Source organism: Tunturiibacter gelidiferens (genome assembly GCF_051013345.1).
Classification (GTDB): domain Bacteria; phylum Acidobacteriota; class Terriglobia; order Terriglobales; family Acidobacteriaceae; genus Edaphobacter; species Edaphobacter gelidiferens_A.
Genome location: NZ_CP132939.1, coordinates 1915659 through 1929869, shown reverse-complemented (window position 1 = coordinate 1929869; position 14211 = coordinate 1915659). Strand labels below are relative to the sequence as shown.

The following is a 14211-nucleotide window of genomic DNA, read 5'->3' as shown; positions in this document are numbered from 1 at the left end:
GGCGCTGGTTTCAAATTCCTCAAACTCTCGCTAATGAGACAGTTTTTCGGGCGATGCAAGGGCTTCTCAGCGCTGATCTGTCCAGCGATTGGTTCGTCGATAATCCTGCCGAAGAGCCACAATGTCTTGTCGGGCTCAAAGAGATTGGACCTTTTTGGGACCTCTTTCATCGTTCCCGCGCGTGCGTTTTTCGCCAAATTAAATGGCTCCGAATAGCTCTCCAATGGGATTGAGGAGGTCCCGCATATGCCTCAAGCGCTCGCTGAGTGACTCGGCGATTTAGTACTCATCCAGAGGGAATGCCGGAATTAGTGAAGCCAGCTGAAGTCTATAGACGAAGATAAGGCTACGGTGCGGATCAGGCGGGTCGACTTATTGCCTCGGGCGGACACGTCGGCCGTGAATCGCTGGAAAAGGAACCATTTCAAGGCTGAAGCATGTGGTGCTCGTGGCTGGCCCACTGGAGGGTACCCCAATTGCCGAGAACGCCATTCCTTTTCTAACGCTTTGTCTAAACACGCCGACGCCGCAGCCTTGGACAGTATTCGTCCCCGCCTTGATCAACGAATTTCTCCCGTTCATTGAGCAATTAATGCCTGGGAGCGCAACAGTCCAGGACGCACAAACATCTGCTCGCCGGTACCTTCGGAATGTAAAGATCATTACGGTTGCGGGGGATAAGTTTTCACACGGCTGGGCAGCGTCCTGGGCCTATGAGCAGGCGCGAATGACGAATCAGTCGCACGATGGTGTCGTGCCGGTTCGCAGTGCTCTTCTGAGCGACTTTGTTTTGTCCAATTTGGAGCGGCTCAGAGGCAACGACCCAAGTTTGGGTGACTATCCTTACCCGTTTGATCACACCCATCTTGTAGACAATCCAGTCGTCATGCAAGACATCATTAGAATTCTCCATCCCTCATTACCAGCCGATCAGGGCAATCTGGTGCGCCAAAAGAACGATTACGGTCGCCAGCGCGATCCCGGCGGACCGAGTGTAGCGTCAGAAGAGGTGCAAGGTCACGCCTACCCGGCAAAAGCAAGCAGCCATTAAGGCGCCGCCAACACTTGCTTGCGGTGCTCGGCCGTATCAGCGTCACATCGGGCCTGACGGCGTGTCCGGTTGGCCAAATGCTTTTCCCACTCGACAACAGTCAGCTTCGCGCCTGGGTGCGATGAATTGCTCGGTGACGCAAATCGAAACGTTGAGACGAAGCAGGTATACATCCCCTGAACATCCGCAGATCAGGATCGATCTGGGCGTAAAGGCCCAGTATTTCTGGGTTCGGAATGACGGCTATCTTGCGGAAGTACATGGAGGCGGTATTTGATCAAGGTCTCTTCGAATTCCCCGCTCTCGAGATACTCCTCCACTGTCCGGGAGTCAATGAACTCTGGGGGCGCCAGGGCGCCGCAGCCTGGTGAACAGACCGGCTCCGGTTACTCCCTGCATGAACGCGATGAAACCGTAGCTTGCCATATTCGTTCTCCCCTGTAGATCAGGGTTCAAGGACACCTTTCGGATGCACCCCAAGGGTGGCATACCCGGAATCCTTTAGGAATTTCGCGCACGCCGCCATGGCTTCGGTATCTGTCGGGCAGGGTTGGGGATGTCCTGATAAGACGACTAGGCCCTCCCTAAGTAGGTAAGCCAATCCCACCGAATTATCGCGTTGGCGCTCGCAAAGAGTGCAAGGCTACTGGTGATGGAGCGCGTCTAAATGCGTCAAATCGGGATACCTTCATAAATGCTTGTCCGGATAGAGCGTAGCACCTCATAGATCGCTCCGCCTGAGGAGTCCGCTTGTCGGCAAGTTCGATGGTTCAGGCGTTTTCGGGTCCACAGGGACGTGGTCGGCGTCAGGCGCTGGAGAGTAAGGTGCGGTTTGCCGACAAACCGGACGCGATCCATCGGTAGACCGCGCCCAGAGGTGTGAGCGTATGCTTCCTTGGTGCAAACAATTGGCGACAAGTACTTGCTGGGCACTGGACGAAGCGACCACGACCGGCTGAGGGTGATCAGTGAAATTCATGATGGCCGCACGCGCGAATTGTTGCTGCGCGCTGGACTCGCATCGGCGCATCGCTTCGTGGAATTTGGATGCGGACTCGGCTACGTCACGCGTTGGGCGGCCAGCCTGGGAGCGGATGCCACCGGAATCGATCTGAACGAAGACAACCTTGCGGTAGCTGCCCAGTTGGCACAAGAGGTAGGCCTGAAGAATGCGCGGTTTGTTTCTGCCAACATCTACGAGCCCGGACTTGAGCCCGAGAGCGTGGACGTGGCGTATTCGCGGTGGCTGATGGTCCATCTGAACAATCCGGTTGAGGCGATGCGCGCCATCCACGCGGCGTTGAAGCCGGGCGGCGTCATGGTTTGCGAGGAAGCGGACGTGAGCGCGGTTTACACAGAGCCAAGCTCAGCCGCTTATACCGAACTACGCGATATCTGCATGGAAGGAGCCCGCAGCCGCGGAGTGGATTACTCGGGCGGTCGCCGTGTCCATTTGTGGGCCAAGGAGGCGGGCTTTGAACTTGCCCACGCGGATGCCTATCACCCGCACTACCTGACCGGCAAACACAAGGGATTCTGGAACTGGACGCTGCACGCAGTGGGCCTGGGGATGGTGCGAGAAGGAAGCTTGTCGGGAGCCCGCCTGGAAGAGCTGGTGGCGGGAATGGCCGAGGCGGACGCTTCACCAACCACCTTGGTTGCGCATTGCCGGATGCATCAGTTGATCGCGACAAAGCCGGCGCCGAAGGCCTGACACCCATTCACTCGAATCGTCGCAAAGGGATTACGGATCCTGGGCGAGTTAGGGGCAAACCGGACGTTATCGGATTATGGAAGAGTAGCCGACCACCCGGGAATCGACCATGACATCTCATAGGAATACGGGAGAGGTTCGAATTGGCAATTCGAAGACCTTCAGGTCAACCCTATGCAATGGAGTCGCAGAGATTTCACGAAGCACGCGTTTCTGGCTGGCGGATCGGCTGTGCTGGGTTGCTCAACCCGGGTTCAATCGATTGCACCGATCGCTTCGCCGACCTATCCAACCCTGCCTGCCCCGGCATCTTCCGGCCTCGAACATCTTGTCGTTGTCACGATGGAGAACCGCAGCTTTGACCACTTTCTGGGCTGGCTGCCTAACGCGGCGGGCATACAGGCAGGGTTGAACTTCACCGACAAGAGCGGCGCATCGCATCCGATCCACTCTCTCTCCGGCGACTTCACAGGCTGCCCACATTCCGATCCCGATCACTCCTACTATGGATCGCGCGTCGCCTACGACGGCGGCATGATGGACGGCTTTCTCCGTGCCGGATCGAATGACCTCTTCAGCATTGGCTATTACGAGGAGAAGGACATTCCCTCCTATGCGGCCCTGGCTCGCAACTACACGACCTGCGACCATTACTTCGCTGCCATACTCGGCCCGACCTTTCCAAACAGAATTTTCCTGTACGCGGGCCAGACGGATCGTACTGACAATAGCGTCACCATCAGTTCGCTGCCGACGATCTTGGACCGGCTCGCGGACGCAAAGGTGAGCCACAATTACTATTACTCCAACTTGCCCTTCGTCACACTCTGGGCTGACCAGTACCTTGGCATTTCGAAGCTCTACAGTGATTTTCTTGCGCAGGCGAGCGATGGTACCTTGCCGGCCGTCTCCTTCATAGACCCGACCTACACAGTCCTGGACGATGGGACCGGCAATGACGACCATCCCCACGCTGATATTCGCGAAGGCGATCGCTTTCTTTATGACGTGTTCGAGGCCATAGCCAACGGACCCGCCTGGTCAAGCACCGTGCTCGTCGTCAATTTCGACGAGTGGGGCGGATTCTTCGATCACGTCCCCCGCCGCGAGCGGAGGCAGCAAACGCAGTCGACACCGACATCATCGGTGGTAAGACGCTGCTCGGATTCCGCCTGCCGGTTGTGATCGCGTCTCCGTTCAGCCGCGGCGATCCTCAGAATCCGCGGATCAGTTCGCTCGTCTTCGACCACACATCCGTGCTCAAGCTGATTGAGTGGCGCTGGAGCCTTGCGCCGCTGACACCACGAGATGCGAGTGGCGACATCAACAACCTGGCCTACGCTCTGAACTTCAATCAGCCGCAAACGGCAGTCCCTGGCCTGCTCAAACCGAACACGCCCGCGATGCAGACCCCTTGCCTTCAGAATGCGGGTAGCGTGTTCAACGCGGTGCAAGCCAGCAGCGGAGCTGGCCCGCCAGGTTCGAGCACGACGGCGAAGTGGAAAGATCTGCAGACCCAGGCCTCAAAGTACGGATTCAAAGTCGGATAGAACGCCAGGCGTAGAAATCTCATTGGTCCCGGATTACGGGCTATCCGCACCTTACCCGTCGTTGGCCATTCGGGCGCGTAACGGAAGGGTTGACGACCACACGCCCAGGACTGTGAGAAGGGGCTGGCGTCGTGCCTCGATGAGTGACTTGGCCTGCAATCGGCACTTACTTCTTCGAAGTCTCCCAGCTTCCATTGAAGGCGGGTGCTCCGGGGCCGTAGATGCGGAAGTAGGTGAACCACCCTTTGCTGGGATTGGCCTTGATCCCCCGGGCCTTCGTGACCTGCCGGTGCTGTCGGGCCGAAGGGAAACGCTGATTTCTTGCATACAGGTGGTATTTTCTTGGGCTTTCGCATGAGATTGCCCGATTTTGGACCTATGCTGAATAAATTCCGCCCATTTCGCAAACAATTCACAGGCAAGACATTACGCGGGTTCTGATAGCGACCGGAATAGTCCCACGCGATTTGTTTTGGGCTTCCGTACATGTTTGGCCCAATAGTTGCACTTTACCTTGGCAAACCGCCGCCCCCGACACGCGGTGAAACATTGCTTAGGAGACGGCTTTCGGAGGCAGCTATGGCCGAATGGAAGTTCCAATCACTATTCACTGACGGAAAAGCGAATCGTTTTAGATTGGATGCATTCCGGCGAAGCGTGATAACAGGTGGTTCGATTGGGCGCGCCGCAGGTGTTCTCCTCTTACTGACAGCATTGCTTACAAGCTCTGCGCGTGGGGCGATCGCGACCGACGTCGCCGTATCGAAGGATAATTCTGCTGCCAGTGTGACGATCATGAGCCCCACGTTTTCGACCTCCCAAGCGAACGAGTTGTTGTTGGCGTTTGTTGCGACGGACTATCTAAGCGGCACGAACACGACGGTGAAAAGCGTCTCAGGTGGTGGGTTGACATGGGTCTTGGTTCAACGAACCAACGGGCAGAGCGGATCTTCGGAGATCTGGAGGGCCTTCGCGGGTGCGTCGCTGAGCGGCGTAACGGTCGCGGCTACTCTGTCTCAGAGCGTCATCTCGTCGATGACCGTCATGAGCTTTGCGGGAGTGAACACCTCCGGCACGAATGGATTAGGGGCGATTGGGGCGGTCGGCAGCAAGAGTGCTGCCACTGGTGCGCCGACCGCATCGCTCGTCAGTACGGCGAACAATTCGTGGGTAGTCGGAGTTGGGAACGACTTCGATAATGCTGTTGCAAGAACGGTGGGCGCAGGACAGACGCTGCTGCACCAATATCTGGCACCGACCGGCGACACGTACTGGGTCCAGATGCAAACCAGCCCGGTTCCCGTCGCCGGGACTACGGTATCCATTAACGACACAGCCCCCACAACGGACCGATTCAACCTGAGCATCTGTGAGATTCTCCCAGCTGCTGTGAGCAGTCCATCATGGAGCATCTCGGGCAGCGTTAGTCCCCCAGCGAGCGGGGGCGGTTCAACTGTTACGTTAAGCGGCGCGGCCAGTGGAACGAGCGTTGCCGATGCGAACGGGAACTACACGTTTGCTGGAGTAGCGAACGGCTCATACACGGTCACGCCTGGCAAAACGGGGTATACGTTTAGTCCCGTCAATCAGGCAGTCACCATCAACGGAGCAAATCAGACTGGAGTCAATTTCACGGCTCAAGGGACGGGTCCAACGTGGAGTATCTCGGGCAGCATTAGCCCTGCTTCAGGGGGAAGCGGCGCAACGGTTGCGTTGAGCGGGACCGCGAGCGCGAACAGTCTCGCCGATACTAAAGGCAACTATATGTTTTCAGGTTTGGCGAACGGTCCCTATTCGGTTACACCCATCAAAAGCGGGTATACCTTCAACCCTGTAAATCAAGCGGTCACGATTGGCGGTTCCGACATCAGCGGAGTCAATTTCACAGCTATCGCGCCGTCAAATTCGATCACGCTGGATGTGAACAAATCTCAAGACGGAGCAGTGGCGGCAACGACGATTGCCAGCCCTGCCTTCTCAACCGCAACAACGAACGAGTTGCTGCTAGCCTTTGTTTCTACGGACTATCTAGGCGGCACGAATACGACTGTGACGGGCATCTCTGGAGCAGGGTTGACGTGGACGCTGGTGCAGAGAACCAATGGACAGAGTGGCTCTGCTGAGATCTGGAGAGCTTTCGCGGCATCGACCCTGAACAATGTGACGGTCACTGCGAGTTTGTCTCAAAGTGTCATCTCTTCGATCACTGTCATGAGCTTTTCGGGCGTCAGCACTGCAGGTACAAATGGATCTGGGACGATTGGAGCGGTCGGCAGCAAGAGTGCTGCCACAGGTGCGCCGACCGCATCGCTGGTGAGCACAACGAACAACTCGTGGGTCCTTGGAGTCGGGAACGACTTCGATAATGCGATTGCGCGAACCGTGGGCACGGGACAGACCTTAGTGCATCAGTATTTGACACCTACCGGTGATACATACTGGGTCCAGATGCAGACCAATCCGGTTCCCGTGGCCGGGACCACTGTCACTATCAACGATACGGCGCCGACCAAAGATCGTTTCAACCTGAGTATCGTCGAGATCCTCCCTGCTAGCGGCGGTGTAAATTCGACTCCCCCACGGTGTCGATGACATCACCGGCTCAAGGCGCGCAGTTGTCGAGTCTGGTGACGGTCTCTGCGACGGCTTCAGACACAATCTCTGTCGCCGGGGTTCAGTTCCTGCTCGATGGAGCATCACTAGCCGCCGAGGTCACCAGTCCTCCTTATTCCATTACCTGGGACACGACGACGGCGACCAACGGTTCACATACGCTTTCGGCTCGCGCACGTGACAGTGTGGGGCTCACCACGACCTCAGCTTCAGTCGCAGTCACGGTCAACAACTCCGCAAACGCATCGCTCGTCGGAAGCTGGTCTTCGGCGGTGAAAACTCCAGCTGTCGCAGTAAATCTTATTCTCCTGAGAAATAACAGGGTGCTTTTCTATCAGGATGGCACGACGCCAACGGTTTGGGACTACGTGGCTGGCACGTTCACGAACGTTCCCATGTCAGCAGACCTCTTCTGTTCTGGACATGCCCTGATGTCTGACGGCAGAATTCTCGTTGTCGGGGGATATGGTGAGAGCGGGACAACCTTCGGCATCAAGAATGCAGAGATCTTTGATCCGACGAATTTGACCTGGACCCCCATACCCGGCATGCAGTACCGGCGTTGGTATCCAAACGCAACCACACTTTCGGATGGTCGAATTCTAGTAGTAGCCGGTTGGCAGACCAGTGCAAATACCAATGCAGGGATCTCGGAGATCTATAGTCCGGCGACGAACACCTGGACATCTCTGACGAATGCTAACAACCCCTTTGAGACCTATCCATTTATGTACCTTCTGCCTGATGGAAGAGTCATCCATATTGGCGGCTCGGAGTTTGCCACCGACACAGACATACTTGATCTCACAACGACTAGCTGGTCCGTGGTTGATCCCAACATTGTCGATGGTGGTAGCGCGACGATGTACATGCCGGGCAAGTTCATGAAAGCTGGCAGCGCCGCTGACAGCCAGAACGTCGGAGCTTCCTCAAACACGACCTTTGTGCTGGATATGACCAAACCCTCGCCCGCATGGCACCAAACAGCATCGATGGCCTATCCGCGCAGTTTCTTCAACCTCACGATGCTGCCCGACGGCACCGTTCTGGCAACCGGTGGAGAGACTGACAAGAATGGTGGAGATATTAGTAAAGCGGTTTATGCGGCGGAACTGTGGTCGCCACTGACGCAGACATGGTCAACCATGGCCTCGATGCACACTCCCAGGGAATATCACGGCACGGCCCTGCTTCTACCAGACGGAAGGGTGTTGGAATCGGGGATGGGGGCTGACTTTGGAAATGTTCCTAATGAGGAGAGCGCTGAGTTCTACTCGCCGCCCTATCTCTTCAAAGGCGCCAGGCCGACAATTAGTCAGGCGCCCAGCCAAATACAATATGGCTCGAATTTCTTTGTGAGCACACCCGACGGCGGGACAATAGCGAGCGTCGCACTTATTCGAAGTGGTGCCGTGACACACTTCTTTGATCAGAATGAGCGCTACGTACCGCTAACCTTCACACAAACCAGCGGGGGCCTCACCGTCACAGCGCCTGTCGACGCGAATCTTGCTCCGCGTGGCTATTACATGCTGTTTATCGTGAATAGCGCAGGTGTTCCGTCGGTTGCGCCGTTTGTTCAGCTGCCATAGAGAGTCCATAGCTCTATGCGCTTACCCTGAGACCAAAGGAGAAACCGTGAAGGCATCGCTACTCACCACCCTGGTTCTGGTTTTGATGACCCAGGCGACGCGTGCTCAGCAGTTCCACATGGGCGCACCGGTGTCCGATTTCACCTTACATGACATGAACGGTCGTTCTCTGAACTATCGGGCACTAAGAGGTAAGGTGACCGTCGTGATGTTTTTTCTACACGCTGTCCGATCTCCAACGCATTCAACTTTCGACGAAACACCGTTTACAGAGATTTCCAAAACCGCGCGAAATTTGTCGTGGTGGACTCCAACTCCAATGAATCGCTCGAGGAGGTGCGAGCATACGCCAAGGAGGTTGGATTCGACTTCCCGGTATACATGGATGTGAATAACCAGGCGTCAGACCGTTTCGGAGTGTTGGCGACTACAGATACATTTGTCATGGATTCATCCGGCGTTATGAAGTACCACGGATATATAGAGGACGCGCTGAATCCGGAGCGGACCACGAAACAAGGGCTGAGACTTGCCATTGAAGCGGTGCTTGAGGGCAAACCAGTCCCAATGGCCGAATCGAGAGCCCGCGGATGCGCGATCCGGCGCTCAAAGCCGCAGTAGATAGAAAATCGGAATTGCGAAATGTCCATGCCAGCGCCTGCCGCCTCCGTCTCATTGTGTACCGACAGCCGATTCACGACCTTGCTACATCGCTGCATGCAGATCAGGTTCGGATGTTCTGCAGCGACACTCTTGTACATACGTCTCGTTTCGATGGCAATGCGGCTACTGCGAATCCTCTGCATCCACGCAGTGCTTCAAGAAATCCTGAAAGAACCAAGAAGCCTCCGTTTCCGAGAGAGTTCTTTAAACCGTGCACCAGGGCGATCATTCTTTGTTCTCCTCGTTTGAGCAGCTTGCAGCAAAACCCATGCTTTGCGAAAGCTTTCCCGCAGCAGATCGACTATTACATGGTGGAGCAGGGCGGTGAACGTCATTTCCCTGTTTTCCCTTGCTGCTCTCCCCACTGCCGCCAGCCCCTGTGACACGCCTACCCCGTTCTGTGTCGGGCGCGTGCAAGCCTGATGAGTGTACTCCTTGATCAGCGGCCTTCCCTCCTCACTCCGCCGACTCCCAGACCTGATGATCGGCTTCATTGGCTCGATAGAGTGGACGCCCGCCGTGGCGCGCCACCTCCCGGCTCACCGTCGAGACAGCCCGCTGCAACCCTTTGGCTATCTCCCGAATCGAGGAACCGGAAGCAATTCCTCGTGAGATGTCTTCCCGCTCGGCCACCGTGAGCGTTCGCAGCGAGCGCCGACGAGCGGCCGGAACTATCCCGCCGCGCTGCGACAACAAGAACTGAATGGAGCCATGGTCCTTGCCCAAGGCGCGCCCAATCTCATGCAACGACTCTCCCGCCTTCCAACGGCGCCACATGTCGATCCTCTGCTCCGCGGAAAGCCTGTCCCGTTTTCCTTGTGCCATAAAACACCACCTTTAGAAAATGAATTCATATCAGATGGTGTTGCACCGACCGGTTGAGACCGCCTCGTTTTACGTGCATTACAAAAGCAGAATGATTACTTCCGTATTGCCGACCAACCGGGAGTTAAGTGACGAGAAGCTCGTTTATGACGACTAACCTGCGTGGTTAATCTGACTCCTCCCCTGAAATACTGAGACCGCGCTCCCATGTAGCGCTTGCAATAGCTGATTGAGGGGAATGCTTTAAGGCCAGAGCATGTCCCAAGTTTGAATTGGCACTCATGTGGACTACTCGGGGTTACCACCCAAGACGACATCCCATCCGATAAGGAGTGCTGGCCATCGCAAGGCGTCATCAACAAGCATCTCACCAACCACTGGGAAACCTTGGTGCGAAGCCATGTGATCGCACTCGCGCCGCCGGCGACCTAATTCCGCGGCCTGCCCAGCCACAACAGCGAGTTCTCGAAGAGCGTGCGTATCTCCGGAGTGCTCATCACCTTATCGCCGTGGCCCATATTCAGATACAACATCCTGAATTTCTTGTTTGTCCATACCAGCGGGCAATCTCCCGAGAGCAGACGATCTTTGAAACCCAGCGGATAGTTCGAAGGATCCAGCGTCACTAACACCTTCACAGCGGGATTCGCCCGCGCGGAGGGCTTCCACACATACCACTCGTTCGCAGGCGCCACAAAGCTGCGCGGTAATCCCTTCACTACCGGATGTGTCGGGTCATCAACGTGGAGCGTCGCAGGAAGGGGAGGCCAGTTGTTCGCGAAGAACATCGCCCCGCCCAAGAAGTCCACAAACCAGCGCCACGTGGTGCTGCGGTCGTTATAGCCCGAGACGTGGGTTCCCATCCATCCACCCCCATTGCTCATATAGCTCTCGAACGCCGCGCGTTCCTCCGTAGTGTCAGGTTGTCCGTTCAGCCACACCACCACTTGCGTCTTCGCCAGAGTCTCCGGGTTCATCTCCTTCCAGTCTGTGGTTGCGCGAAACTCGAAGTGGCCGCGCACCGCAGCCTCGGTAAAGAACTCAATCGCCTGGCGTGCAAAGTCCGAGTGATCCACCTCGCCCTCCGTAGTCCAGAACGCGAGTACGCGGAACGGTGCATTCTGCGCATGTGCGCTCGACATCACCGCAAATGCGATGGCAAAAATTGCAACCGCTCTCAGATATATGCGCATTCCTTATTCCGCCGCCCAGTGAATTGCATTCAGAAACAGCTCTTGGAAGTTCGCGTTGCCCAGCAGCTCTCCGTGATGGCCGAACTGGAAGTAGACGTTCCGGGCCTTGTAGTGTTCATTACTCCACACGACCGGGTGATCCCCCATCTTTACCTCACGCACCGGCTGATAACTGCCTTCGTCCACGTTTGCCAGCACATGCACACTCGGCCGCGGAGACCGGTCGTACGTGTACCACTCGTCGTTCTCGATCACAAAGCTCTTCGGAAGTCCCTTCATTACCGGATGCCTCGGAGCCTCCACATGAACCGTGCCCGTCGCAAACTCTGGAATATAGCTCTTGAACTGGATCCGGCCCATGAAGTCGTAAAAGAACGGCGACATCTCGAACCCGTCGAACTTCCCCAGCAGGGTTGCATGATGAAACCCGACATAGCCGATCGTTCCTAGGTCCATTGCCTTCTTGAACGCGGCCTCTGCCACCGGCGTCCACCGGTACGGCGGATAATTCAACTGCACGAACAGCTTGTGCTGCGCCAAATAATCATCCGTGATCGGATCTGTCGTGCGAATATAGTCCACCGCGAACCCTTCCTTCGCCCCCGTCTTCTCCAGGAACTCGAGCGCGGCATCCACAAAGCCCTGGTGCAGCCCATTGCCGGCTTCCGCCAGCGCAATCACGCGGTACCGAACTGGCGCCGCGGACTGTGAGCGCGAGGGCGCCGTCGAGAAGAACGCCAGCATCAGAAGCGCAGCGAAACGGAAGTTGCGGAGACGTGGCATAGGGTCGGCGGTTCTGTCTCAATCGATTCGGTTCTGGGTGTAGGAATCCATACTAACCGCGAATCCTGCGGCGCGCCGCCTAGCCTAGCTGCTATCGTGTTGTTGCCATGACATCTCGCCTTCGCCTCTCCTTCTGGGCCTTCACCGCATTCCTCCTGGGAGGCTGCGCGTGTGGAAGTGCCTGCGCTCAGGCGCTCACGTCCGTTCCACCCCTCGGAACTCTCATCTCCGAACGTGGCATCGTGCTCAACGCCACCGCGCATAAGATCTACGCTGTCGATCAGGCCCACGGAGCCGTGGTCGTCATCAACAGCCGGACCGGTGTAGCCAGAAGCATCCCCACCGGCGCGCATCCCGGCGCCATCGCCGTTAACAACGCGACCAATCGTGTCTACGTGGTGAACTCCGGCGCCGGCAATGTAAGTGTCATCGATGGCTCCGTTGATCAAGTCGCCGGCATCATCAAAACGGATCGCCGGCCCTACTACATCGCTGTCAACGAAGCCACCAATAAGGCGTACGTCTCCAACACCTTCAGCAAGGTGATGACCGTGCTCGACCTGTCCACCGATACTCCCAGCGACTGGGCCGTCGGATCCGGAGACGCCGTCGCCGTCGATTCGAAAAACGATCAAGTTTATCTGCTAGGGTACGAAGATCCCAATCTCCGCATCATGAACGGAGCGACCGGCGAGGTCACCCGTGAGCCTGTCGGAGGCATCCATGCCTGGGCTCCGGCCATCGATCAAGGAATCCGCAAGCTATATGTAACCAGAGTTGGTTCTGCCGACGTGCTCGTCGTCGATCTAGAGTCACCCGCACACACGGTCATCAAGGTCGGCAACTATCCCTGTGCGATCGCGGTGAATCCGAAGACCCATATGGCCTACGTTACCAACTACGCCGACAACACCGTTAGCGTCATCGACGGAGTCAGCGGCACAGTCAGAGGCACGATTCCGGTCGGCAGCCATCCGCAATCCGTCGCGGTCGATCCCAACAGGAATCGGGTGTACGTGGGCAACATGCAGGGCAACAACATAAGTGTTATCGACGCCTCACGCATGAAGGTCATTCAGACATTGCCCGCAGGCAGTCACCCTTACGCGGTCGTAACCGACCCCGAGACCGGCGCAGTCTACGCGGGCAATATGCTCGATCCAGAGAACTCGGAAGCCCCTGTCTACACCGCCGTCATCGCCGCGAAAGCGACAAAATAGCCATCCCCTCGCACGATCAACATTAAAGTTTATCCCGTCGCTGTCCGGCCATAGGGCCGTCCCTCACGACCGTCTCTCACGAATGATATGAGGTGCAAGCTATCGCATCTATCGCGCTACTCCACGTTCCATAAATCCTACTAAGTAGGCTTGTAGGATGTTACGGTCACTCCCGGATTACGGGCTATACGGAAGTTACTCTCCTCCTTGATCGGCTAGCTGGTAACTTCCTGTTTGCCGAACACTCAGAAGCTATCCGGCTACCACGTCTAAGCGCATCGAGCAGAGCCCAACTCTATATGATCGGTGATGGAGGTGGGCGAAATGCATATCGGCCTTGTTGGGGGGATCGGCCCTGGAGCGACGGATTTTTACTATAGGCGATTGATTTCCACGTTCGCCAGGAAGAACGCTACGCTCGAGTTGACCATTGTGCACGCCGACACGCCAACGCTCTTGAACAATCTGGCCAGGAATGACGCCGTTGCGCAGACCGCCATCTATACCCGACTCACGAACCGCCTTGCTTCGGCAGGGGCCAAATGTGTCTGCGTCACATCGATTGCAGGACATTTCTGCATCGATGACTTCAAGGCTGTATCCCCGCTTCCGGTCGTTGATATGATCGCCGAAGTGAGCCGGGCCATCGAAACGCGCGGGCTGAAGCGGATCGGAATTATTGGAACTCGCACCGTGATGGAGACACGCTTTTACGGACGCATCGCCAGTGCGGAGATCGTTCCGCCAAGCAAACCGGACTTGGACGATGTGCATCAAGCATACATTTCGATGGCCGAGTCGGGCTTTATGACTGAGGATCAGCGTTCGATCTTCAATGCCGCGAGCCACCGTCTGCTCGGGGACCAGGGTGTGGAGGCGATCATGCTTGGAGGTACCGATCTCGCGTTGGCCTTCAACGAACAGACTGCCGAATTCCCGCTGGTCGACTGTGCAGGCATTCATGTCGATGCGATTGCACGGTTGGCGATCGCTTGAGGAGTCTGAAA

Annotated in this window: 9 protein-coding genes and 2 pseudogenes; 8 read left to right on the top strand and 3 right to left on the bottom strand. The window is 56.7% G+C overall.

Annotation, left to right across the window (positions count from 1 at the left end; translation table 11 throughout):
• Window positions 1-439 precede the first annotated feature (439 nt).
• From RBB80_RS09545 to RBB80_RS09520, 6 genes and pseudogenes are all read left to right on the top strand, one after another.
• Window positions 440-1051, top strand: a complete 612-nt coding sequence (locus RBB80_RS09545) for a hypothetical protein (RefSeq protein WP_433967975.1) — start codon at window positions 440-442, stop codon at window positions 1049-1051.
• An 898-nt stretch (window positions 1052-1949) separates the two neighbouring features.
• Entirely contained in the window at window positions 1950-2765 is an 816-nt protein-coding gene (locus tag RBB80_RS09540; RefSeq protein ID WP_433969593.1) for a class I SAM-dependent methyltransferase, read from the top strand.
• Window positions 2766-2939: 174 nt separating this feature from the next.
• A pseudogene (locus RBB80_RS09535) lies at window positions 2940-4315 on the top strand (alkaline phosphatase family protein).
• Between the two features lie 657 nt (window positions 4316-4972).
• Complete coding sequence (locus tag RBB80_RS09530; RefSeq protein WP_433967974.1) at window positions 4973-6907, top strand: hypothetical protein; 1935 nt, start codon at window positions 4973-4975, stop codon at window positions 6905-6907.
• Window positions 6904-8520 carry a galactose oxidase-like domain-containing protein gene (locus RBB80_RS09525; RefSeq protein WP_433967973.1) on the top strand — a complete coding sequence of 539 codons (1617 nt, stop codon included), beginning with the start codon at window positions 6904-6906 and terminating at the stop codon, window positions 8518-8520. The genes RBB80_RS09530 and RBB80_RS09525 overlap by 4 nt, the downstream gene beginning before the upstream one ends.
• Before the next feature lie 231 nt (window positions 8521-8751).
• Window positions 8752-9141 (top strand): redoxin domain-containing protein, encoded by a 390-nt coding sequence (locus RBB80_RS09520; RefSeq protein ID WP_433969592.1) that lies wholly within the window; start codon window positions 8752-8754, stop codon window positions 9139-9141.
• Between the two features lie 504 nt (window positions 9142-9645).
• On the opposite strand, the pseudogene RBB80_RS09515 reads toward RBB80_RS09520, so the two are convergent.
• The 3 genes and pseudogenes from RBB80_RS09515 to RBB80_RS09505 all read right to left on the bottom strand — a co-directional run.
• A pseudogene (locus RBB80_RS09515) lies at window positions 9646-10008 on the bottom strand (helix-turn-helix domain-containing protein); the annotation flags it as partial.
• A gap of 428 nt (window positions 10009-10436) precedes the next feature.
• Window positions 10437-11201: a ThuA domain-containing protein gene (locus RBB80_RS09510; protein WP_433967972.1), complete on the bottom strand. Its 765-nt coding sequence runs from the start codon at window positions 11199-11201 to the stop codon at window positions 10437-10439.
• Between the two features lie 3 nt (window positions 11202-11204).
• On the bottom strand, window positions 11205-11984 hold the full coding sequence (locus RBB80_RS09505; RefSeq protein ID WP_433967971.1) for a ThuA domain-containing protein: 780 nt from the start codon (window positions 11982-11984) through the stop codon (window positions 11205-11207).
• 107 nt (window positions 11985-12091) lie between these two features.
• Between RBB80_RS09505 and RBB80_RS09500 the strand changes: the two genes are divergently transcribed.
• Both RBB80_RS09500 and RBB80_RS09495 read left to right on the top strand, forming a co-directional pair.
• On the top strand, window positions 12092-13204 hold the full coding sequence (locus RBB80_RS09500; protein WP_433967970.1) for a YncE family protein: 1113 nt from the start codon (window positions 12092-12094) through the stop codon (window positions 13202-13204).
• A gap of 309 nt (window positions 13205-13513) precedes the next feature.
• Window positions 13514-14200: an aspartate/glutamate racemase family protein gene (locus tag RBB80_RS09495; RefSeq protein WP_433969591.1), complete on the top strand. Its 687-nt coding sequence runs from the start codon at window positions 13514-13516 to the stop codon at window positions 14198-14200.
• The last annotated feature ends 11 nt before the right edge of the window (window positions 14201-14211 follow it).